Raw genomic sequence first — 21,830 nt, forward strand, 5'->3', positions numbered from 1 at the left:
AGGTCAGGCCAGCGTCTCGACGAACGCTCGGGCAGCGTCGACGAGCGGACCGGTGACCCTGATCGTGTGCTCACCCTTGACAGCGGTGACGTATGCCGCGTCCCTGAGTTCCGCTCGCACCTCGTCTGGGGTGCCGAACGGGTCGCGCTCCCCCTGGACCACGTGCAGGGGGATGCCGGCGCCGATCGGGAGGCGCAGCTCGTCGGCACGCGAGACCTCGGGCTTGCCGGGTGGGTGCAGCGGGAACGACAGGCAGAGCACGGCGTCAGCCCCGAGATCGGCCGCCGTGCGGCAGCTGACGCGCGCGCCGTTGCTCTTGCCCGACAGGACCAGCGGCCCCGGCAGCCGCCCCCGACCAGCGCGCAGCGCCTGGACCACGGGAAGCCAGGCCTCGTCCTGCGGGACGGGACGCGGCGGCATACGCCGTCCGGCAACGCCCCATGCCTGCTGCACGAAGGCGACCGCCCAGCGACTCTCGACGAGCCCGTCCCGCACGGCATTGAGGTCGACGCCGCCGAGTCCCCCACTCGCGCCATGGGTGAGGACGACGGTGCCGCGAGCGTGTGGCGGCCGAACCACGTGGGCGTGGGCAGGTCCCAGAGGTGTCGAGACCTCGACGAGTCGTCGCGTCGTCATGACGGCAACCCGATGATCTCGCCGGTCATGGGGTCGACGACGCCGCGCAGTTCGGACTCGGGGAGCGGGTCCAGCAGCTGCGGTCCGTTGGAGCGGTTGCTGCTGACCGCCCGAGAGACGGGGTATGCCGTGAAGCGGCCCGGATCGCGCGGCTCCAGGAGTGTGGCCACGTGTCCGACGTCGGTGAGCGACGGGTCGAGCCAGGCCTCCCAGTCAGCCGGATCGAGGACGAGCGGCTGCCGGTCGTGGATGCGGTCCAGGCCCGGCTCCGCCTCGGTCGTGATGATCGTGAAGGTGGTCAACCACGCGGCGGGGTCGTCGTTGTCGGCGACGGCCGGGTCGCGCCAGAACTCGTAGAGCCCAGCGAAGGCACAGTTCGAGCCGTCGTCGCGCGAGGTGAAGAACGGTTGCTTGAGGGGCTTGCCCTTGGCGTCGGTCGCGGTCGGCGAGACCTGCCATTCGTACCAACCCCGAGCCGGGACTAGGCATCGACGACGCGCCGCCGCCTTGGCGTAGGCCGGCTTCTCCAGGACCGACTCGGCGCGCGCATTGATCATGCGCACCCCCGACTTGGGGTCCTTGGACCAGCTGGGGACCAGCCCCCACGTGAGCAGCCGGAGCTGGCGCGTGGGCTCGGCCTCGGCCTCACCACGGGGTGACCGGGTGAGCACGACGGGCGCCTGCTTGGTCGGGGCCATGTTGTGGTCGGGGGCTCCGGGCGGGGGCGACTGCGGGTTGACGAGCACGCTGCGCGTGGGCTCGGCCGAGCGGTCATCGTCGACCTCGAACTCGAGGGTCAGCTCGTCTGGGTTGGCCGTGGCCGCGTAGCGCCCGCACATGCGACCAAATGTACGCACCGACGCCGACTGACCCTCGAAGACACGGATCCGCACGCACCAACTACGGTAGGAGAAGGTCCACGATCCGTTTTCGACCCTGAGGAGGACGCATGTCTTTGGTGCGTCGTGTTGCCCGTCCCATGCTTGCTGCCATGTTCGTCGTGGGAGGTCTCGACCAGCTCAAGCACCCAGGTGCCAAGGCCAAGGCCGCCCGACCCGTGCTTGGCCAGGCCAAGAAGCTCGGCCTGCCCGACGACCCCGAGCTCCTCGTGCGCGCCAACGGTGTGGCCATGGTCGGTGGCGGTGCGCTCCTGGCGACGGGTCACGTTCCTCGCCTTGCCTCGACGGTCCTGGCCGGAGCCTTGGTGCCGACCACCCTTGCGGCACACGCTTTCTGGAACGAGTCCGACCCCCAGACCCGCGCCCAGCAGAAGATCCAGTTCCTCAAGAATCTCGGTCTGCTCGGCGGCCTGCTCCTCGCCGCTGTCGACACCGATGGCAAGCCCAGCCTGTCCTACCGCGCCCACCTCGCCGGAGAGCGCGCACAACGCACCGCCCACACGACCAAGCGCGAGGCCCGTCACGTGGCCAAGGCTGCTCGGCGCGAGGCACGACTGAAGGCGGTCCAGGCACAGAATGCCCTCACCTGACTGGACCTGCCCCGCTGCCGAAGGCCCGGTCGCCGCGACGATCGACCTCCCCGGCAGCAAGTCGCTGACCAACCGCTTCCTCGTCCTCGCCGCGCGCGCAGGCGGAGTCTCACGGTTGCGCTCCCCGTTGCGCTCACGCGACACCCTGCTCATGGCGCAGGCCCTGGGTGGCCTGGGCGTCGGCATCGATGACGTCGACGGTGACGACTGGCTCGTCACCCCTGGCGAGGTCATGGGTCCGGCCGACATCGACTGTGGCCTTGCTGGCACGGTCATGCGCTTCGTCCCACCTCTGGCTGCGCTCGCGCGCGGGGCCGTCCGCTTCGACGGCGACCCGCATGCCCGCACGCGTCCCATGGGTCCGGCCCTAGACGCCCTGCGACACCTCGGTGTCGACCTCGATGACGACGGTCGTGGCGCCCTGCCGTTCACCGTGCGTGGAACGGGCTCCGTGCGCGGCGGTGACGTCACCCTGGATGCCTCGGCGTCGTCCCAGTTCATCTCCGCTCTCCTGCTCTCTGCCCCGCACTACGACCAGGGCGTGACGATCCACCACCAGGGCGAGCCCGTCCCCAGCCAGCCGCACATCGACATGACGGTCGAGGCTCTGCGTGACGCCGGTGCCGACGTCGACGACACCGAGGCGGACACGTGGCGGGTCGAGCCCGGTCCGCTCAATCCGCTCGACGTCCAGATCGAGCCGGACCTCTCCAACGCCGCGCCCTTCCTCGCAGCCGCGCTCGTCACCGGCGGCAGGGTCCGCATCTCCAGCTGGCCGCAGCACACCACTCAGGCCGGCGACGAGATCCGCGACATCCTCGACGAGATGGGCGCGGACGTGAGCCTCGGCCGTGACGGCCTCACGGTGAGCGCCGTCGACGGGTTCAGCGGCGTCGACGTGGACCTCCACGACGCCAGCGAGCTCACCCCCGTCGTGGCAGCCCTCGCAGCGCTCGCCCAGGGGCCCAGTCTCATCCGCGGCGTCGCCCACATTCGTGGGCACGAGACCGACCGGTTGGCGGCGCTCGCGCGCGAGCTCAACGCGCTCGGGGCCACGGTCACCGAGACCGCGGACGGTCTGCACATCGTGCCGCGGCCCCTCTCCCCCACGATGTTCCACACCTACGGCGACCACCGCATGGTCATGGCCGGTGCCGTCATCGGGCTCGCCGTCCCCGGAGTGGTCATCGAGGACGTCGGCACGGTCGCGAAGACGCTGCCCACGTTCACCGACCTGTGGGCCCACATGCTCGGCCATCCCGACTCCCAGGGACGCTCTGCCTGATGGCACGCTCCACGAGCGACTACGACGAGTCCGACGCCCGGATCCGGCCCAACAAGCGTGGCAGTCGTCCGCGGTCCAAGGACCGTCCGGCCCACCTTGATGCCGTCCCCGGCATGGTCATCGGCGTCGACCGTGGTCGCTACCACGTCCTCATGGAGCCCGGCACCGGCCAGGAGCGCACGGTGACGGCCATGCGGGCACGCGAGCTCGGCCGCAAGGGCATCGTGGTCGGTGACGACGTCTTCCTCGTCGGTGACGTCTCCGGCAGCCCCGACGCACTGGCCCGCGTCGTGCGGGTGGGAGCCCGTCGAACCCTCCTGCGTCGCACGGCTGACGACACCGACCCGGTCGAGCGCGTCATCGTGTCCAACGCCGACCAGCTCGTCGTGGTCTGCGCACTGGCCAATCCCGAACCCCGACCGAGGCTCATCGACCGCTGCCTCGTCGCGGCCTACGACGCCGGCATGTCTCCACTGCTGGCCCTCACCAAGGCAGACCTCGCGGACCCGGCTCCGTTCCTCGAGAACTACGCACCCCTCGAGGTGCCGAGCGTCATCACGGCAACGACCGAGAGCGATGGCACCGACGGCCTGGAAGCCGTCCGGGACGCCCTGCGAGGACACGTCAGCGTCCTCGTCGGACACTCCGGAGTGGGCAAGTCCACCCTCGTCAATGCCCTTGTCCCCAACGCCTATCGCGCCGTCGGCGTCGTCAATGACGTGACCGGACGCGGTCGTCACACCTCCACGTCCGCCGTGGCCCTGCGCCTGCCCGACGGCGACGGATGGGTCATCGACACTCCGGGCATCCGCTCCTTCGGCCTCGCCCACGTCGACCCCGAACGCATCGTCACGCACTTCCCCGAGCTCGAGGCGGGCACGGGCAACTGCCCCCGTGGGTGTTCGCACGACGAAGAGGAGTGCGCCCTGGACGAGTGGGTGGCCGACGGCCACGCCGGGCCGTCCGGCGTCTCGCGCCTCGAGTCGTTGCGCCGACTCCTGCGCACCCGCAACCCCCAGACCGGCGACTGACCAACACGCATCCCACTTCGTGCCCCGTACGGACACGAAACACCAGCCGAGGCCCCTTCGCCGTCCGTGCGGGGCACGAAGTGGGGTTCCCGCTCCAGACAAAAGGTATGCCGCCCGCTCTGGTGAGCGGGCGGCATACCTCGTGCTGTGTGTCAGCGGATCAGACGTTCGGGCCGGGCTTCTCGTTCGGCTCGTTGTCGATGACCCGGTGGGTGTCGTGCGGACGATCCAACGGACCTTCCTCGCCCGTGGCGTGGGAACGCTCCGCCATGGTGGCGGCGTCTGCCGGGAGCACGCCGCCGTCCTCGTTGAACGCGTCTTGGTCGATGACGTCGGTCGACGCGAACCGCGTGTCCACCTCGACGTCGGAGACGTCGATCGTCTCGACGATGACCCGCGGCTCGGCGAACAGGCAGGCCGAACGGTGGGCTGCGACGCCGTCGGGACGGTCCACCAGCTCGGGGTCGTCGACCTTGCAGCTGTCCTGCGCCTTGAAGCACCGCGTGTGGAAGCGGCAGCCCGACGGCGGGTTCGCCGGCGACGGGACATCACCGGAGAGGACGATCTGCTCACGCTTGCCACGCATCGTCGGGTCTGGGACCGGAACCGCCGAGAGCAAGGCTTGCGTGTAGGGGTGCGTCGGCCGCTGGTAGATCTCTTCCTCGGTGCCGAGCTCGACCATGCGCCCGAGGTACATCACGCCGACGCGGTCGGAGATGTGACGGACGACGGAGAGGTCGTGCGCGATGAAGATGTAGGACAGGCCGAGCTCGTCCTGCAGCTTCTCCATGAGGTTGATGACCTGTGCCTGCACCGACACGTCGAGCGCAGAGACCGGCTCGTCGCAGATGAGGACCTTGGGCCGCAGCGCAATGCCTCGGGCGATGCCGATGCGCTGACGCTGACCGCCCGAGAACTGGTGCGGGTAGCGGTTGATGTGCTCGGGGTTGAGCCCCACGAGGTCGAGCAGTTCCTTGACCGCAGCCTTGCGTCCACCCTTGGGCAGGACATCGGGGTGGATCTCGAACGGCTCGCCGATGATGTCGCCGACCGTCTTGCGCGGGTTGAGCGACGTGTAGGGGTCCTGGAACACGATCTGGATGTCGCGACGCACCTTGCGCATCGCGGATCCGCTCTGTGAGTACATGTCGACACCGTCGAAGTTCACGGTGCCCGACGTGGGCTCCTCGAGTCGCATGAGCACCCGACCCAGGGTGGACTTGCCACAGCCGGACTCGCCCACGATGCCGAGCGTCTCGCCGCGGTTCAGCTCGAACGAGACACCGTCAACGGCCTTGACGTGACCAGTCGTCGTACGCAGGACACCACCCTTGATCGGGTAGTGCTTGAACAGGTTGTCAGCCTTGAGGATGACGTCAGCCATTGAGGACCTCCTCGGCGAAGTGGCAGGCGGACTGCTGCTGACCGACACGGCGCAGAGCCGGCTCGTCGGTGCGGCAGATGTCCTGGGCCATGCGGCAACGCGGGTTGAATGCGCACCCCTGCGGGATGCGGGTGAGGTTGGGCGGGAGACCACCGATGGCCGCCAGCGTCTGGCCCTTCTGGTCCAGACGCGGGATCGACTCGAGCAGACCACGCGTGTAGGGGTGCGCCGGGTGGGCGTAGAGGTCCTCGATGCCTGCCTGCGCAACGATGCGACCGGCATACATGACCGCTGCGCGGTCGGCGACATCCGCCACGACACCGAGGTCGTGGGTGATGAGGATGAGGCCCATCTGGCGCTCCTCCTGGAGCTCAGCGAGCAGGGCCATGATCTGCGCCTGGACGGTCACGTCGAGCGCGGTGGTCGGCTCGTCGGCGATGAGCACCGCCGGGTCGAGGGCAATGGCCATGGCGATCATGATGCGCTGACGCATACCGCCCGAGAACTGGTGCGGGTAGTTCTTGACCCGCTCCTTGGCTCCGGGGATGGCGACACGCTCCATGAGGCGGACGGCCTGGGCGTAGGCGTCCGACTTGTTCATGCCCCGGTGCTGCCGGAACATCTCACCGATCTGCCACCCGACCGGGAAGGTCGGGTTGAGCGAGCTCAGAGCGTCCTGGAAGATGATCGAGATCTCCGGGCCGCGCGACTTGCGCCGCTCCTCCTCGGGCATCGTCAGGAGGTCATGGCCGCAGTAGCGGATGGCCCCTGACGGGATGACGGCCGGCGGCATGTCGAGGATGCCCATGATCGCCTGAGCGGTCACGGACTTGCCCGAGCCGGACTCACCGAGGATCGCGAGGGTCTCGCCCTGACGCAGGTCGAACGAGACGCCGTTGATCGCCTTGGCGACGCCCTCGGAGGTGTGGAACTCGACGAAGAGGTTGTCGACCTCGAGCAGGAGACCGTCGGAGTCGGGCTTGTAGCTCGACTCCGGAACGGCGGACTTCTGGGTGGTGGTGGTCACTTGTGGCTCCTCCTGCTCATCGAGACTTCGGGTCGAAAGCGTCACGCACGGCATCGCCGAGCAGGATGAACGCCAGGACCGCGAGGCTGAGGAACAGACTGGGGAAGAAGAGAACGTGCGGGTACGTACGGATCGCACTCAGCGCGTCGCTGATCGCGACACCCCAGGAGATCGCCGGGTAGGTCAACCCGATCCCCAGGAACGACAGGGTCGCCTCGGCCACGATGAACGCGCCGAGGTTGATCGTCGTGACAACGATCGCCGGCGCGAGCGCGTTGGGCAGGATGTGCGACCGGATGATCCGCCACGGGCTCGCACCCAGGGCGCGAGCAGCGAGGACGTACTCGTTGGGCTTGACCTGCAGGACGCTTGAGCGCATGAGGCGGGCAATCGAGGGCCACCCGAAGATCGTCAGCGTGAGCACGACCTTGCCGACCACCACGAAGTAGTTCGTGTCCGGCTTGTTGGGGAAGCTCGCCATGAAGAGGATGCCGCCGAGGAGCAGCGGGATCGCGAAGAAGATGTCCGTGACACGCGAGGTCAGGGAGTCCAGCCAGCCGCCGTAGAAGCCTGCGACGACGCCGATGACGCCGCCGACGATGAGCGTCGCCAGTGACGTCAGGACTCCGACGATGATCGACGCGCGGGCACCGTAGATCGTGCGCGCGTAGATGTCGTAGCCCTGGGTGTCGGTGCCGAACCAGTGGGAACCGCTGGGCCGGTCGCGCACATTGTTGATGTCGCCGAACGTCGGGTCGGTCCTGGTGAACAGCGACGGCCAGATCGCCATGAGGACGAACAGCCCGATGAGCGTGACCGAGATCCAGAACATCTTGTTCTTGCGCAGCGAGCGCCAGGCGTCCTGGGCGAGCGAGCGAGCCTCGCCCACGTCGTCGGCAGCTCCGGGCTGGACGGTGGCAGCGATGGTGTCAGTCATGGCTGATCCTCGGGTCGAGCACGCCGTAGAGCAGGTCGACGAGCAGGTTGACGAGCAGGTACACGATGACGAGCACGGTCACCGCAGAGACGACGGCGACACCGTCGCGGGAGTTGATGCCCTTCCAGATGTAGCCACCCACTCCCTGGATGTTGAAGATGCGCTCGGTCACGATGGCACCGCCGAGGAGGCCACCGAAGTCAGCACCGATGAAGGTGACGACCGGGATGAGGGAGTTGCGCAGGGTGTGGACCCCGACCGCTCGCGTCCTCGTCAGACCCTTGGCCGCCGCCGTGCGCACGTAGTCCGCACGCAGGTTCTCCACGAGGTTGGTCCTCGTGAGTCGTGCGACGTAGGCGATGGACAGCGAGCCGAGCACGAAGGCCGGCAGGATCAGGGAGGCGGTCGGCGCATCCAGGCTGGGCACGGTGGGTTCAACGATCCCCCACTTGATGCCGACCAGGTACTGCAGGAAGACGCCGATGACGAACACGGGGATGGAGATGACGAACAGCGTGCTCACCGTGACGAGGTTGTCGATGAACCTGCCTTTTCGCACGCCTGCGAGGACACCGGCGAGCACGCCGATGATCGTCTCGAACAGGATCGCCATGATGGCGAGGCGGCCCGTGATGGTGTAGCGCTTGGCCAGGTCCTCCTTGACGGGGATCCCGTAGTAGTTCGTACCGAGGTCGCCCTGGACGAACTTGCCAAGGTACTTGCCGTACTGCACGGGCAGCGAGTCATTGAGGTTGTGTTCCTCGCGGAACTTTGCAACATACTCCGCCGAGCACGGGCGTTCGCCGCACTTGCCGGAGGTCGGGTCTCCGGGCAGGGCGAAGACCATGACGAAAATGATGAAGGTTGCTCCCAGAACCACCGGGATCATCTGCAGCAGTCGTCTGACGATGTACTTGCCCATGTCACCTCCTGTGTCACAGTCGGCCCGTTCCGTGGTAACGGACGGGCGCGGCGAGACGGCATCCGCGCGTCTCGTGAAGTCTGATAGTGGCCTCGTGGGCCAGCCAGACCTGCAACATACCTGACGCCTGATGGGCGGTGAGGCGGGTCACACATCTGGGGGGCGAAGGGGCCCCACACCGAGGGTCTTGACCCCCGGCATGCGGTCGGCCTGCCGGCGAAAAGCCGGCAGGCCGACAGCCTGCTGTATGTCGGGTCAGGTGCTCACCCGACACGCGGGAGTCACTTCAGCGAGATGCTTGCGTAGTCAGGCACACCGAAGGGCGTGACCTTGACGTTGGTGACCTTGTCGGACCAACCCATGGTGGTGGTGGAGTACCACAGCGGGATGGAGGCCATGTCGTCAGACAGGATCTGCTCGGCCTCCTGGTAGATCTTGTTCGATGCGGCAGCGTCGGTGGCCGCAGCGGCCTCCTTGAGCTTGGCGTCGAACGCGGGGTTGTTGTAGTCACCGTCGTTGGACGAGGCGCCCTTGCCGTAGATCGGCGTGAGGAAGTTCTCGATCGACGGGTAGTCCATCTGCCAACCGGTACGGAACATGCCCGTCATCTTCCGGTCGTGGATCTGCTTGCGGAACGTGGAGAAGTCCACGACTCCGGTGGCGACACAGTTCACACCGAGCGCCTGCTTGATGCTGTTGCAGGTGGCCTCGGTCCACTCCTTGTGCGACGAGTCAGCGTTGTAGGAGAGGGTGATCTGCTTGCCCTTGAAGCCACCAGCGGCCTCGAGTGCAGCCTTGGCCTTGGCCGGGTCATAGACACAGGACTCGCCACAGACGTCCTTCTTGTAGCCGTCAACGACTGGGGAGACCCAACCGGTGGCCGGCTGGCGCGTTCCGTTGAAGATGGCCTTGATGATGGCCTCACGGTTGATCGCCATGGAGATGGCCTTGCGGATCGCCGGCGGGTAGTTGGGGTCAACTGCCGTCGGGGCCGTGGTGATCGTCTGGATGACGCCGACCGGCTTCTGGAGGTTGCGGTCCGGAAGGTCGGTCTTGTACTTGTCGTCGATCTGGGCGCTGGCCGGGACCTCGTCGGTCACGTCGAGCTGGTTCGCCTGGACGTCGGCGTAGGCAGCACCGCTGTCCTGGTAGATCTTGAACGTGATGTTGTCGACGTTGCCCTTCTTGGCTCCGCTGTAGTCCGCGAACTTCGAGAGCTTGATCTCGGCGTTCTTGGTCCAGCTGTCGAGCTTGTAGGGACCAGCAGCGATCGGCTTGTCACCGAAGGCCTTGGGGTCCGTGAAGAAGGAGTCGGGCTGCGGCGCGAAGGCCGTGTAGCCGAGGCGAACCGGAAGGTTCGAGACCTTGTCGGTCGTCTTGATCGTGAAGGTGCTGTCGTCGACGACCTTGAGACCGGTCATCTCCTTGGCCTTGGGGGCGGGCGCCTTCTGGGGACCGTCAGCGTCCGGGTCCTCGGACTGCAGGTCGCCGTAGCCCTCGATCGGCTCGAAGAAGTAGGAACCGAGCTGGGCGTTGGGCCCGTAAGCGGTGTAGTTCCACGCGTCAACGAAGTTCTTGGCCTTGACGACAGTGCCGTCCTGGAACTTGTAGTCCTTCTTGAGCTTGACCGTGAAGTTCTGGTTGTCCGTGGTCTCGATCGACTCCGCGATGTCGTTCTCGGGAGCGGCCGTCTCAACGTTGTACTTGACGAGCTTGGCCGTGATGACGTCGAGCACGTTGCCACCGCAGGTCTCGGACGTGTTGCCCGCGATCAGGGGGTTCTCGGGGTTGCAGCCACGAACGGAGATGGATCCGCCAGTCTTGGCGGTCGTGTCAGTCTTCGTGTCGTCGCCGCCGCCGCCGCAGCCTGCGAGAAGCAGGGCTGCCGCCGAAATACCGGCAACGGCCACCGTGCGAGTGGTTCCTCGCATGGATGTCCTCCTACGTGTAGAGCCGTCCCAGGGAAAGTGAACGGACATCAAGTGAGAGCCGGTCCCGGTCGGGTGGCCCCCGCATGCCCCGGAAGGGCACGCGGTCCCCATGAAAGACCACAAGTGCGACTCGCGGGAGAGGCGTGACCGACCCGAGACCCGATTGTGACCGTCGCGAGCGGCTACGGTGACGGACGTGCCGACCTATGACGACGACCTGCGACTTGCCCATGTCCTCGCGGACGCCGTCGAGCGAGTGACCGTCTCGCGCTTTCGCGCTGAGGATCTGCACGTCGAGTCCAAGCCGGATCTCACCCTCGTGAGCGACGCGGATCGCAGCGCCGAGGAACTCGTCCGCTCGCAGCTCAAGCGGACCCGTCCACGAGACGCCGTCATCGGCGAGGAGATGGAGAACACGGGACACGGACCGCGCCAGTGGGTGATCGACCCGATCGACGGCACCCACAACTTCGTGCGCGGCGTCCCCGTGTGGGGCACCCTCATCGGGCTCATCGACGACGGCAAGCCCGTGCTGGGTCTGGTCGCCGCTCCCGCCCTGAACCGCCGGTGGTGGGCGGCCCTGGGCAGCGGCGCATGGGTCGGCCGCAGCCTGACCTCGGCGAAGCGCATGAGCGTCTCGAAGGTCTCCCGGATCAGCGACGCCTCGCTGTCCTACAGCTCGGCGTCCTCGTGGGAGGCGGTCGGCCGACAGCAGGCGTTCCTCGACCTCGCCCGTGACTGCTGGCGTGAACGCGCCTACGGCGACTTCTGGTCCTACATGCTCCTCGCCGAAGGTGCGGTCGACATCGCCGCCGAGCCGGAGCTCAACCTGCACGACATGGTGGCGCTCGTCCCGATCGTCACCGAGGCCGGCGGCCGCTTCACCTCACTGCAGGGTGTGGACGGTCCCTTCGGAGGCAACGCCGTGGCGACCAATGGCCTCCTGCACGACGAGGTCCTGGCCCGCATAGGTCTGTGACCGCAACGACACCACTGGTCAGTTGGGCACGACCTTCACAGGGCCGAGATCGAGGGCCTCGATGCCGTCACGAAGCTCTGCCGCATCACCGACGACGATGATGACCCACTCCCCCGTGACGACATCGCTGTATGCCGTCGTGAGACGTGCGTTGTCGAGTTCTCCCATGCGGGTCAGGGTGGTCGTCTGGAAGTCGAGCGGGAGCCCCTCGATCGCGAGGGCCGACGCCTCGTCCGCCACCGCGTCGGCCGTGGCGTAGCGCCCCGGAGCGGTCTGCACCACGTAGTCGACGCCCGCGCGAATCTCCCTGTCGGAGAAGCCATTTCGCGCCTCACCCAAGATCTCGACAAGGAGTCGCAAGGCGTCGACCGTGGCGTCGGCTCGCACGGATCCTGCGGTGATGAAGGACCCTCCGCGTGCGCGCGGCCGGAAGCTCGCGCGGATGCCGTAGGTGTATCCCTTGTCCTCTCTCAGGACCGCGTCCACGCGAGCGCTCGGGGAGCCGCCGACGATGAACGAGAGCACCGGGTAGGGGTCCCAGCCGGTGTCGATCGAGCGGTCGGGACCAGGTGCCGCGACGGACAGCTCGCTCTGGACCGAGCCCGGGCGATCGACGAGGACGACGCGGGTCGCTCCTCCCGTGGCCACTGGCGGGCGCGCGGGAGTCGCCTGGACGTGGTCGGGGTTGACCCAGCCGCCCAACCCCTCGGTCACGACCTGCGCAACGTCGACGTCAGCGAGGTCCCCGGCGATGACGAGAGTGGCACCCAGTGGGCCCACGTGGGCACGGTGGAAGGCGACGACATCGTCGCGCGACATCGCCCCGATGGAGTCCGGCGTGCCAGCGGTGGGCCGCGAGGCGCGCTCGGTCGGTGCCCACAGGTTGGCCGTGAGTTCGCGCGCGCCACGGTGGGGAGCGGACGCACGCTCCTGTTCGATCTCGGCGAGGCGGCTGCGCAGGATGCGTCGCACCTCGGGCTCGGGGAAGACCGGTTCGGCCAGCGCCTGGCGCATGAGATCCAGGGCCGCGGGCAGGAACCGTTGCGGCACATCGACATCCACCGTCAGTGCACCGTCGGTGACCGATGCGCCAAGCACCATCCCGGTGCGCTCCATCAGCTCGGCGAACTCGTCGCTCGAGTGACGCGCCGTGCCCTCGTCGAGCAGCCGGGCCGTCATCGCGGCCACGCCCTCTCGGTCAGCGGGTTCGTCGGCCAGGGACAGGGGCACGACGAGACGCACGGAGATGACGTACTGGCCGGGAACGGCATACGAAAGAAGTCGTATGCCGTTGTCCGTCACCGACTCGTCGGGCAGCGGGAAGGCCCAGGCCTCGGGTGGGGCGACGTCGGGCCTGGGGACTGTGGGGGTGATCATCGGGGTCCTCGCAAAGTATCGGAGTCGGGTCCCATGCTCTGCATGGGCCGGAGGAGCGCAGAACTTTGTGGGGTGATGCTCATGCGACCTCTTCGGTCTCGATGTCGGCGCGGTAGGCGACGACGGCGCGGCTCTCGGGACGCAACCACGTGGCAGCGGCGGCGCGCACCTGCTCCGACGTGATGGCGCGCAGTCGATCCAAGTGGGTGTTGACGAGCTGTGGCTCTCCGTGGAGCAGGGCGTAGTGGCAGATGGCGTCCGCACGCTCCTCCTGGCTCGCGAGCATCGACAACCAGCCGCGCTCGGCCTGCGCGAGAGCGGCCTCCATCTCGGCCTCCGTGGGGCCTTCGACGGCGAAGCGTTCGAGTTCCTCGAGGAGGGCGGCCTCGACCTCGTCGGTGTCGGCCTCGGTGGCGATGTCGATGACGATGAAGCCGAGCGACACCCCGTCGACGAAGCCCCACGACGTCGCATGGGCGCCGAGCGCGGTCTGCTCCTTGCGCACGAGCCGTCGCACCAGCCGCGATGACGCGAGACCGCCGAGGGCGTCGAGGGCCAGGCTCGCGGCGTTGAACTCCTCGGTCTCGTCCACGGGCAGTCGGAACGCGATGTGCAGCCGGTCGTTGGGCACGTCCTCACGACGCTCCACCCGCACCGGCTCAGTGAGCGGCGGGAGTGCGTCAACCGGTCCACGGCGCGTCTCGAGATGAGGCTCGATCGAGCCGAAATAGCGCTCCACGAGGGCGAATCCGTCATCGGGAGTGACGTCACCACACAGGGTCAGGACGGTGTTGTCGGGCGCGTAGTGACGTCGGAAGAACGCGTGGACGTCCTCGACGCTCGCGGCGTCGAGATCCTCCATCGAACCGATCGTCGAGTGGTGGTAGGGATGCCCCTCGGGGAAGACCGCGGCGTAGACATCAATGAGCGCGTTGCCATAGGGCTGGTTGTCGTAGCGCTGCCGCTTCTCTTCCTTGACGACGTCGCGCTGGTTGTCGAGGTTGGCCTGGTTCACGGCGTCGAGAAGGTGACCGTGCCGGTCAGCCTCGAGCCAGAGTGCGAGTTCGAGGGCCCCCTTCGGGACGGTCTCGAAGTAGTTGGTCCGGTCGAACCACGTCGTCGCGTTGAGCCGGCCACCCTGGGCCATCAGGGCCTCGAAGTGCTCGCCACTCGCGACGGCGCGCGACCCCTGGAACATCAGGTGCTCGAAGAGGTGCGCGAATCCGGTTCGCCCGGCGGCTTCGTGGCGTGAGCCCACTCCCACCCAGATGTTGACGGTGACATTGGGAACGCTGGGGTCCGGCGAGACGACGACACGCAAACCGTTGGGCAGCGTGCGCTCATGGACCGGGTAGTCGAGCGGCATGACGCCACCCTACGTGGCGTCCCCGCAAGGCTCGCTGACCCGCCGGTATGCCGTTCGGTCAGCTCGCGTGCTCGGCCGCGGCCACGTCCGGCGCGGTCCGATCGGCGGGCTCGACCCGGTCGGGCGCGATGTGATCCGACTCGACCACGGGGAGCTTGGGCAGGTCCTCGGGTGCCATCTTGCGGATGATGTTGCGCGCCAGGATCTGCTGCGCCGTCACGGTCCGCTCCGAGCGGCCGCGCCCGATGAAGCTCACCATCCAGTGGAGGAGCGTGGTGATGCGCTGCTTGAAGCCGATGAGGTAGACGATGTGGATCGCGAGCCACAGCACCCATGCGAGGAAGCCGGAGAAGCGCAGCTTGCCGACACTCGCGACCGCGCTGAAGCGCGAGATGGTCGCCATCGAACCCTTGTCGAAGTACGAGAAGGGTTCGGGTGCGGGCTTGCCGTCGAGGCGAGCCTTGAGGTGCTTGGCGGCGTACTTCGCACCCTGGATCGCGACCTGTGCCACACCCGGCAGGTTGTCGAGCGCGGCCATGTCACCAACGACGTAGACGTCGGGGCGGCCCGGAAGGGTGAGGTCGGGGTTGACCTTGACTCGTCCGGCACGGTCGAGCTCGGCGTCGGACTGGTTGGCCAGCATCGCGCCCAGCTCGGAGCCCTGGACACCCGCGGCCCACACCTTGGTCATGGCCTCGATGCGTGAGTGCGTCCCGTCGGCCTTCTCGATGTCGATACCCGTGGAGTCGACCCCGACGACCTTGGTGCCGAGCTCGACCTCGACACCCATCTTGGTGAGGCGGTTCTTGGCGGCGTCGCCGAGACGATCACCAAAGGACGGCAGGACCTGGGGTGCGGCGTCGAGCAGGACGATCCGCGCCTGGCGCGTGTCGATGGCCCGGAAGTCCCTCTTGAGGGTGCGGTGCGCAAGCTCAGCGATCTGACCGGCCATCTCGACCCCCGTGGGCCCAGCACCGACCACGACGAACGTGAGGTAGCGGTCGCGCTCTGCCGGTGCGGTGGCCAGCTCGGCCCACTCGAAGGCCCCGAAGATGCGGCCGCGCAGCTCGAGGGCGTCATCGATGCTCTTCATACCCGGGGCGTACTCGGCGAAGTGGTCGTTGCCGAAGTAGGACTGCCCGGCACCGGCTGCGACGAGCAGGGTGTCGAACGGCGTCACGGTCTCGCGACCGAGGACCTCGCTGGTGACCGTCTTGGCCTCGAGGTCGATGTTGACCACCGTGCCAAGGATGACGCGGGCGTTCTTCTGCCCGGCCAGGATCTCGCGCGTGCTCGGGGAGATCCCGCCCTCGGACAGGATGCCGGTCGCGACCTGGTAGAGAAGGGGCTGGAACAGGTGGTGGGTCGTCTTGGCGACGAGGGTGACCTCGATGTCGTCACGTCGCTTCAGCGCCTGGGTTCCGAAGAGCCCGCCGAAGCCAGATCCGATGACGACTACGCGGTGCGGGGCCATGCTGTGCCTCCCGAGAGACCACCTCGTGTTGCCAGAGGTGCTAGATGCAAAAAACGGCGAGTCGTCAGGTGACGACACGCCGTTGTGGTGTGGGTTGCGACCAGTGCGTTCCTGATCTCCTCCATGCTATCGGACCTCACGCCCCGCGAGCGCCACGGATGGCGTGAAGTGCGCTACTCCCCCAGCCGGCGCAGGATCGGATCCTGTGGATCCGTGTGGTCCACGAGGATCGACGCCCTGGCCTGCGGGTCCTGCTCCGCCAGGTAGATCCGGCAGGCCGCCATGTAGCGGTTGTCGTAGGCCGCCCGAGCCTGCTCGGCCCCACCGAGCTGGCGGCTGTCTCGAGCGACTCCTCGCTGCATCGCGACACTTTCATCAGCATCGAGGTAGATCACCTCGTCCCAGTGAGCACGCGTGTCGTCACGCTGGATGAACGTCGCGCCAAAAAGCACGACGGCGCCGGGCGGAGCCAGGGCAGTCTCATCGGTGATGACCGCGTCGGACGGCAGGTCGTGGACGCGTTCAGCGAACTCGCCGCTGCCACCGGGGCCCAGCGGCAAGAGCACACGCTCCACGAGCGAGTCGAGGTCGTACGCGTCGTCGTAGTAGCCACGTGCCGACTCGCGGCCCTGCCGGTAGCGGCGCTCGCGGAGGTGGTGGAAGCCGTCGGAGTCGACATGGATGGCCGGGCGACCGAGTGCCTCCACGGCAGTTGCGAGCTCGCCGGCGAAGGTCGTCTTGCCGACGCCACACACCCCGTCCACCCCCACGCGCAGTCGTTGCCCGGGCCGCTTCTCGACGAGGTGCCGCGCGATGCGGTCCATCAGGTCGGTCCGGCCCGGTGCTGCGGTCACGCCCATGAAGTCCTCGCCAGAAGTTGAGTCATGTCGGGAAACGGCTTCAGGCCCGGAATCCGAGGATTCCGGGCCTGAAGTTTCGTAGCGGGGGCAGGATTTGAACCTGCGACCTCCGGGTTATGAGCCCGGCGAGCTACCGAGCTGCTCCACCCCGCGTCGGGTGAGTGACCTTGCGGCCTCTCGGTGCCCCCAAGGTTACGGGACACTGGCCCGTGCGCCAAATCGGTTCAGCCGGAAGGCATTCCTGCTTCCCAGCCGCCGGCCCCGGCCACGGGGACGCCGTCAAACTCGGTGGGAGGATGGCGCCCATGCCGCACAAGGATCGGGCCGGACCCTCGAGGCCACGCACCCTTGACTTCGGCGTTCGGGACCTTGTGCGACTCAACCCGGTGCCACCTGGGTCGCACCGCGTCGCACTTCGAGCCGGCCTCAGCGTGGCCGTTCCCCTCCTGGCTGTCATCGCCCTCGACCGGACACCGTGGGCGTTGTATGCCGCCTTCGGAGCCTTCGCATCGCTCTACGGGCGCAACCACGTGCACCTCCCTCGAGCGGTGATGCAGGCAACGGCAGGTGTCTCCCTCGTTGCCGCGGTGGGGTTGGGCTCTGTCGTGGCTGCCACGGGCGCCGGGCCGTGGGTCCTGGTGCTCGTCTCCGCCCTCGTTGCCGGGGGGGGGATCCATGCTCTCGACGGCGCTCGACTGGCATCCCCCCGGGCCGCTCTTCATGATCTTCGCCTTCGGCACCGTGGCCTCAGCGCCGGGAGGGTGGTCCGACGTCGGCGTCGCCCTGACGGTCAGTGGATCGAGCGCTGCGTTTGCGCTCGTCGTGGGCAACATCCGCGCAGTGGCCACCCGATCACCGGGCCACCCGCCGCCCCAGCTGCGCTCACCCTGGGGCCCGGACCCGATGCGGTTCATGATCGCGGTGGGGATCGCTGGTGCGATTTCCTCCGTGGCCGGGATCGGCCACCCGTGGTGGGCCATGGTCGCCGCCGCAGCTCCCCTGAGCGTCCGCGGCCGAGGGCACCAGGCGCTGCGCGCGGGTCACCGCATCGCCGGAACCCTGCTGGGGCTGGTGACGAGTGTGCCGCTGCTGCTCCTCGAACTCGAACCGGTGACTCTCGTCCTCGTGGTCGTCGTCCTGCAGATCGTCACTGAGCTGCTGATCGGCCGCAACTACGGCTTGGCTCTGCTCTTCATCACGCCGATGGCGCTGCTCATGGGCCAGCTCGGCGCATCGCAAACTGCACCGCACCTGCTCTTTGACCGGGGGGTCGAGACCGTCATTGGCGCTGTTGTTGCCATCGCGATCCTGGCCATACAGAACCGCCGCGCTCACGAGTGGTGAGCGCGGCGGTTCGGTCCTGATCGAGGCGTGCCGGGTCAGGGCGAAGGACTCGCTGTCGCTGTGGGCGACGGGCTCGCCGAGCCGCTCGGAGTCGGTGTCGGCGTGAGCTGCGGGCTGAGTACCGCAGCGCGGGCGATGGCGTCCTGGAGGTCCTTCTGAGCGACACCGTATGCCGCGAAGTCGCCCTTCTTGAGTGCCGCCTGGCCCGCCGCGTTGGCGGCTTCGATGTCACGGATGACCTCGGCCAGCTGCGCGCCCGGGGTCGTCGTGGGCGTGCCGCCACCGGTGGTCGGCGGAGTTCCGCCCGAGCCGGAGCCACTGTCACCGGCACTCGCACCCGAGTTGCCGCCGAAGAGACCGTCGAGCGCCTGGTCGAGCGTCTCGCCCCAGGCAATGCGCTTGCCGAAGACCGCGACCGTTGCCTTGTTCTGCGGGAAGGAGCCACCCTCACGTGACGCCTGGACATACATCGGCTGCACGTAGAGGAGTCCCTCGCCCACAGGCAGGGTGAGCAGGTTGCCGTAGGTCAGCTGCTTGCCCGACTGGCGGTTCTGCGCGATGAACTGGCTGAGGTTGAGCGGCTCTGTCGGGCTCTGCGATCGAGCCGTCGAGACCTCGATCTGGTTCTGCACCTGCCCCGGACCATCGACAGCCGAGTTGCGCGGAAGTTCGAGCAGACGCATCGATCCATAGGTCGAAGCCGGTTTGCCCGCCTCGGAACCAGCATCAGCATCCACGGCGAGGAACCCACGCAGAATCTCGCGGCCCGTGCCCGAGGGGATGAAGGTGGTCGTCAACGAGAACGCCGGCGACTTCTGGTCCGGCATGGCCAGCGACTGGTAGTAGACCGGCTGGTCCTGGGTCGCGTGGGTCGGGTCCTTGGGAACGCGCCAGAAGTCACCACCGCCGTAGAACGAGTTCGCGTCCGTGACGTGATAGCTCGACAGGAGCTGGCGCTGGACCTTGAAGAGGTCCTGCGGGTAGCGAATGTGGGTCATGAGCTGGGAGGACATCTCAGACAGCGGCGAGACCGAGCCGGGGAAGGCCTTGCTCCACGCCTTGAGGATCGGGTCGGTCGTGTCCCACCCGTAGAGCTTGACCGAGCCGTCGGCCGCGTCGACCGTGGCCTTGACCGAGTTGCGGATGTAGTTGACCTGTCCCGCACCGGTGACGACGACGCGAGAGGTGGCGCTCACGGAGTCGGACGTGGCCTCGGTGAGGTCGGTGAGCTTGCTGTTGGGATAGCGCGAGGTGGTCGTGTAGCCGTCGACGATCCACTTCACCCGACCGTCGACGACTGCCGGGTAGGCATTGCCGTCAATGGTCAGCCACGGGGCGACCCGCTCGACCCGCTCGCGCGGCTGCCGGTGGTCGAGGATGCGCGAGTCCGAGTTGACCGCATCGGACAGGAGGAACTTCGGCTCGCGGTACTTCACGGCATACGCAAGCTTGCGGATGAAGGAGCCAATCTTGACCCCGCCCTTGCCGCTGTAGGTGTTGTTGGCCTGTCCGCCCTCCCCCTTGTCGTCGGGAAAGTCGAACTCGCGGGGCTTGGCATCGGCCGGGGCGCCCACGATGGAGTAGGACGGGGACTGCTCACCGAAGTAGATCCGGGGCTCGTACTCGACGCCATTGGGGCCCTTGGTGGAGAACCCGTTCGAGAAGAACTGCGGGTCGCCCTCGGTCGTGCGCTTGTTGCCGTAGGCCCCTATGAAGCCGAACCCGTGGGTGTAGACGGTGTGGTCGTTGAGCCAGTTGCGCTGACCCTCGGGAATGCCGTCGAGGTTGAGCTCACGCACGGCCACGATCGAGTCGCTCTTCTTGCCGTCGACTGCGTAACGGTCGACGTCGAGGATGTCGGGGAAGGCGTAGTACTGACGCAGGCCCTCGAACTGACGGAACGTCGGCGAGACCACGTTGGGGTCGACGAGACGAATCCCCGGGATGGTCTCGGCGTCCGCGCGGAGCTGACCGGGCGCGGCGTCGGTGGTGGCGGCATACGGAGTCTTCTTGATGCCGTCGATCGCGAACGCGGCGCGCGTGGCGTCGATGTTGCGCTGGATGTACTTGGACTCGAGCGACTTCTCGGACGGTCGCACCTTGAGCGACTGCACCGCTGCGGGATAGAGCCCACCGGCAACGATGGCCAGGACGGTGAGCAGACCGACGCCGATGAGCGGGAGGCGCCAGCTGCGCGTCCAGATCGCGGCGATGAAGAACCCAGCACACATCACCGTCGCGACAGCGAGGATCGCCTTGATCGGCAGGACGGCGTTGGCGTCGGTGTAGGTGATGCCAGTGATGAGCTTGGACTCGTGAGTCGTCAGGCTGTAGCGGTCGAGCCAGTAGGCGGCCGCGCGCACCAGTGCCAGGAGGGAGGCGACGGTCGCGATCTGGATGAAGGCGGCCCGCGTCGTCGTGCCACGACCCGGGAGCTGGAGCCCGCCATAGACGTAGTGGGTGAAGGCGGCCGCGATGAGCGCAAGCAGCAGGACGACCGTGAAGAAGCTCACGAGGAAGCGCAACCACGGCAGCGTGAAGACGAAGAAGCCGACGTCCAGATCGAACTGCGGGTCCTTGGTGCCGAACGGAACAGCGTTGCGCCACAACAGGAACGTGCGCCAGGCACCCATGGCTGCGGCACCGGCCAGGAGGCCGAGAACTGAGGGGATGACGACGGTGGCGAGGCGACGGAGCGGGTCGAGGACCTGGCGGTACTGGTCGAGGACCTGGGCCGATGGTGACGTCGGGATGCGCAGCGGACGCGTTCGGTATGCCGTGACAAGACTTGCCGCGACCGCCCCGGCGGTGAGGATGAAGGCGGCGATGAAGAGCAGCACGCGCGTGCCGAGCTGGGTCAGGAAGACGTCCTTGAAGCCCACGGACTCGAACCACCACAGGTCCGTGAGAATCCCGGACAGGAGCAGGGCCACGACGACCAGCGCAGCAATGATGCCGATGGTCGTGCCGAGGGGCCCACGCTTGGGCGGAGTTCCCCCGCCCACCGGGCGGATGCGACCGCCACCGAAGCCGGAGGCGCCAGCCGCCGGACCCTCAGGGCGAGAAGGTCGCCCCTGGCCACCGGGCCCGGTCGCGCCGGGCCCCTTGTCTGCGTCGTCGGGGTCGATCCCGTCGAACCACTCTGACCGGCTCACTTTTGGCTGACTCCACGTCCGTGCTTCCCCGAGCGCGAGCCCGGGCTGGAGGCCAACCTATACGGCGAACATGAGTGCGGCACGATGGGTTCGTGACCTCCGCCTCCCAGCCCGTGACCGAGCCGCTCTCCCTCGCCGCCCTCGACACCGAACGCCACGTCGCGTCATCAGGGTGGGACCAGCCCCCACGCCTGTTCGCGCTCGTCCCGACCGCGGACCTCCTCAAGCGCGAGCCGCACCTTGCGGCCGGCTTGACCGTGTCCGACCAGGTTGCTGGCGCCCTCACCGCGATCGAGCAGGAGGATCTGCCCACCAACGAGTCGATCGAGTCCCTGCTGGGCCAGATCGCCTGGCCGGAGACCGTCGAAGGCTGCGCCATCGTCGTCGAGCGTGTCGTCGTCCCCCCGGATGCGGAGCGTGGCCTGCCCGCTGACCGTGATGCCGCTGTGGCAGCTCTCGCCGAGCATCCCGACCGGCGCGACGTCCGGCTGCTGGCGGCAGTCACCCGCGACGGACGCAGCATCTGCCTCCTGCGTCAGCGCGACCACGACCGCGACGACCGCGTCGCCACCGGCGCTGACATCGCCCCCGGACTCGTCTCAGCCCTGCGCGCCACCTTCACCGACTGAACCA

The 21,830-nt window shown here is 67.7% G+C and carries 18 protein-coding genes and 1 tRNA gene; 6 read left to right on the top strand and 13 right to left on the bottom strand.

What is annotated here, in order from left to right; translation table 11 throughout:
* Nucleotides 1-3: 3 nt before the first annotated feature.
* Both JNB_RS07085 and JNB_RS07090 read right to left on the bottom strand, forming a co-directional pair.
* Nucleotides 4-636: an alpha/beta family hydrolase gene (locus JNB_RS07085; protein ID WP_009775751.1), complete on the bottom strand. Its 633-nt coding sequence runs from the start codon at nucleotides 634-636 to the stop codon at nucleotides 4-6.
* Nucleotides 633-1,475, bottom strand: a complete 843-nt coding sequence (locus tag JNB_RS07090) for an SOS response-associated peptidase (protein ID WP_009775752.1) — start codon at nucleotides 1,473-1,475, stop codon at nucleotides 633-635. Before JNB_RS07090 ends, JNB_RS07085 begins: the two co-directional genes overlap by 4 nt.
* A gap of 110 nt (nucleotides 1,476-1,585) precedes the next feature.
* On the opposite strand from JNB_RS07090, the gene JNB_RS07095 reads away from it, so the two are divergent.
* Genes JNB_RS07095 through rsgA form a run of 3 tightly spaced genes read left to right on the top strand, consistent with a single transcriptional unit; the run spans nucleotide 1,586 to nucleotide 4,441 of the window.
* Nucleotides 1,586-2,125 carry a DoxX family protein gene (locus JNB_RS07095; RefSeq protein ID WP_040883643.1) on the top strand — a complete coding sequence of 180 codons (540 nt, stop codon included), beginning with the start codon at nucleotides 1,586-1,588 and terminating at the stop codon, nucleotides 2,123-2,125.
* Nucleotides 2,112-3,410: a 3-phosphoshikimate 1-carboxyvinyltransferase gene (gene aroA / locus JNB_RS07100; protein WP_009775754.1), complete on the top strand. Its 1,299-nt coding sequence runs from the start codon at nucleotides 2,112-2,114 to the stop codon at nucleotides 3,408-3,410. The genes JNB_RS07095 and aroA overlap by 14 nt, the downstream gene beginning before the upstream one ends.
* Nucleotides 3,410-4,441, top strand: a complete 1,032-nt coding sequence (gene rsgA, locus JNB_RS07105; RefSeq protein WP_009775755.1) for a ribosome small subunit-dependent GTPase A — start codon at nucleotides 3,410-3,412, stop codon at nucleotides 4,439-4,441. Before aroA ends, rsgA begins: the two co-directional genes overlap by 1 nt.
* Nucleotides 4,442-4,601: 160 nt before the next feature.
* Here the strand turns inward: rsgA and JNB_RS07110 are convergent, their stop codons facing one another.
* The 5 genes from JNB_RS07110 to JNB_RS07130 all read right to left on the bottom strand — a co-directional run bounded on the left by JNB_RS07110 (nucleotide 4,602) and on the right by JNB_RS07130 (nucleotide 10,642).
* Entirely contained in the window at nucleotides 4,602-5,825 is a 1,224-nt protein-coding gene (locus tag JNB_RS07110; protein ID WP_009775756.1) for an ABC transporter ATP-binding protein, read from the bottom strand.
* The gene (locus JNB_RS07115) at nucleotides 5,818-6,852 is read right to left on the bottom strand and encodes an ABC transporter ATP-binding protein (protein WP_009775757.1); all 1,035 of its coding nucleotides are present in this window, start codon (nucleotides 6,850-6,852) and stop codon (nucleotides 5,818-5,820) included. Before JNB_RS07115 ends, JNB_RS07110 begins: the two co-directional genes overlap by 8 nt.
* Before the next feature lie 16 nt (nucleotides 6,853-6,868).
* Nucleotides 6,869-7,789 (bottom strand): ABC transporter permease, encoded by a 921-nt coding sequence (locus JNB_RS07120; protein ID WP_009775758.1) that lies wholly within the window; start codon nucleotides 7,787-7,789, stop codon nucleotides 6,869-6,871.
* The gene (locus tag JNB_RS07125; RefSeq protein WP_009775759.1) at nucleotides 7,782-8,711 is read right to left on the bottom strand and encodes an ABC transporter permease; all 930 of its coding nucleotides are present in this window, start codon (nucleotides 8,709-8,711) and stop codon (nucleotides 7,782-7,784) included. Before JNB_RS07125 ends, JNB_RS07120 begins: the two co-directional genes overlap by 8 nt.
* Before the next feature lie 281 nt (nucleotides 8,712-8,992).
* Nucleotides 8,993-10,642 carry an ABC transporter substrate-binding protein gene (locus JNB_RS07130; protein WP_009775760.1) on the bottom strand — a complete coding sequence of 550 codons (1,650 nt, stop codon included), beginning with the start codon at nucleotides 10,640-10,642 and terminating at the stop codon, nucleotides 8,993-8,995.
* Between the two features lie 196 nt (nucleotides 10,643-10,838).
* Here JNB_RS07130 and hisN point away from each other — a divergent pair, with 196 nt between their 5' ends.
* Nucleotides 10,839-11,621, top strand: a complete 783-nt coding sequence (gene hisN / locus JNB_RS07135) for a histidinol-phosphatase (protein WP_040884361.1) — start codon at nucleotides 10,839-10,841, stop codon at nucleotides 11,619-11,621.
* An 18-nt stretch (nucleotides 11,622-11,639) separates the two neighbouring features.
* Here the strand turns inward: hisN and JNB_RS07140 are convergent, their stop codons facing one another.
* From JNB_RS07140 to JNB_RS07160, 5 genes are all read right to left on the bottom strand, one after another.
* Nucleotides 11,640-12,998: a pitrilysin family protein gene (locus JNB_RS07140; protein WP_009775762.1), complete on the bottom strand. Its 1,359-nt coding sequence runs from the start codon at nucleotides 12,996-12,998 to the stop codon at nucleotides 11,640-11,642.
* Between the two features lie 79 nt (nucleotides 12,999-13,077).
* A complete protein-coding gene (locus JNB_RS07145; RefSeq protein WP_009775763.1) occupies nucleotides 13,078-14,364 on the bottom strand; it encodes a pitrilysin family protein in 1,287 nt (428 codons plus the stop codon).
* A 58-nt stretch (nucleotides 14,365-14,422) separates the two neighbouring features.
* Nucleotides 14,423-15,838, bottom strand: a complete 1,416-nt coding sequence (locus JNB_RS07150; RefSeq protein ID WP_009775764.1) for an NAD(P)/FAD-dependent oxidoreductase — start codon at nucleotides 15,836-15,838, stop codon at nucleotides 14,423-14,425.
* A 173-nt stretch (nucleotides 15,839-16,011) separates the two neighbouring features.
* Nucleotides 16,012-16,698 (bottom strand): uridine kinase, encoded by a 687-nt coding sequence (locus tag JNB_RS07155; protein WP_009775765.1) that lies wholly within the window; start codon nucleotides 16,696-16,698, stop codon nucleotides 16,012-16,014.
* Nucleotides 16,699-16,777: 79 nt separating this feature from the next.
* A tRNA-Met gene (locus JNB_RS07160) sits at nucleotides 16,778-16,851 on the bottom strand.
* A 522-nt stretch (nucleotides 16,852-17,373) separates the two neighbouring features.
* Here JNB_RS07160 and JNB_RS07165 point away from each other — a divergent pair.
* Complete coding sequence (locus JNB_RS07165; RefSeq protein ID WP_009775766.1) at nucleotides 17,374-18,042, top strand: FUSC family protein; 669 nt, start codon at nucleotides 17,374-17,376, stop codon at nucleotides 18,040-18,042.
* Between the two features lie 35 nt (nucleotides 18,043-18,077).
* On the opposite strand, the gene JNB_RS07170 is transcribed toward JNB_RS07165, so the two are convergent.
* A complete protein-coding gene (locus JNB_RS07170; RefSeq protein ID WP_009775767.1) occupies nucleotides 18,078-21,197 on the bottom strand; it encodes a UPF0182 family protein in 3,120 nt (1,039 codons plus the stop codon).
* Nucleotides 21,198-21,289: 92 nt separating this feature from the next.
* On the opposite strand from JNB_RS07170, the gene JNB_RS07175 reads away from it, so the two are divergent.
* Entirely contained in the window at nucleotides 21,290-21,826 is a 537-nt protein-coding gene (locus JNB_RS07175; protein ID WP_040884364.1) for a PPA1309 family protein, read from the top strand.
* Nucleotides 21,827-21,830: the final 4 nt, after the last annotated feature.

It is taken from the genome of Janibacter sp. HTCC2649, assembly GCF_000152705.1.
In the GTDB taxonomy this organism is placed as follows: Bacteria; Actinomycetota; Actinomycetes; order Actinomycetales; family Dermatophilaceae; genus Knoellia.

Coding starts and splice junctions, on each gene's coding strand:
- JNB_RS07110 (WP_009775756.1), bottom strand. CDS start 5,825: ATGGCTGACGTCATCCTCAAGGCTGACAACCTGTTCAAGCACTACCCG.
- JNB_RS07165 (WP_009775766.1), top strand. CDS start 17,374: ATGCTCTCGACGGCGCTCGACTGGCATCCCCCCGGGCCGCTCTTCATG.
- JNB_RS07120 (WP_009775758.1), bottom strand. CDS start 7,789: ATGACTGACACCATCGCTGCCACCGTCCAGCCCGGAGCTGCCGACGAC.
- JNB_RS07130 (WP_009775760.1), bottom strand. CDS start 10,642: ATGCGAGGAACCACTCGCACGGTGGCCGTTGCCGGTATTTCGGCGGCA.
- JNB_RS07125 (WP_009775759.1), bottom strand. CDS start 8,711: ATGGGCAAGTACATCGTCAGACGACTGCTGCAGATGATCCCGGTGGTT.
- rsgA (WP_009775755.1), top strand. CDS start 3,410: ATGGCACGCTCCACGAGCGACTACGACGAGTCCGACGCCCGGATCCGG.
- JNB_RS07150 (WP_009775764.1), bottom strand. CDS start 15,838: ATGGCCCCGCACCGCGTAGTCGTCATCGGATCTGGCTTCGGCGGGCTC.
- JNB_RS07155 (WP_009775765.1), bottom strand. CDS start 16,698: ATGGGCGTGACCGCAGCACCGGGCCGGACCGACCTGATGGACCGCATC.
- JNB_RS07095 (WP_040883643.1), top strand. CDS start 1,586: ATGTCTTTGGTGCGTCGTGTTGCCCGTCCCATGCTTGCTGCCATGTTC.
- JNB_RS07090 (WP_009775752.1), bottom strand. CDS start 1,475: ATGTGCGGGCGCTACGCGGCCACGGCCAACCCAGACGAGCTGACCCTC.
- JNB_RS07085 (WP_009775751.1), bottom strand. CDS start 636: ATGACGACGCGACGACTCGTCGAGGTCTCGACACCTCTGGGACCTGCC.
- JNB_RS07145 (WP_009775763.1), bottom strand. CDS start 14,364: ATGCCGCTCGACTACCCGGTCCATGAGCGCACGCTGCCCAACGGTTTG.
- JNB_RS07140 (WP_009775762.1), bottom strand. CDS start 12,998: ATGATCACCCCCACAGTCCCCAGGCCCGACGTCGCCCCACCCGAGGCC.
- aroA (WP_009775754.1), top strand. CDS start 2,112: ATGCCCTCACCTGACTGGACCTGCCCCGCTGCCGAAGGCCCGGTCGCC.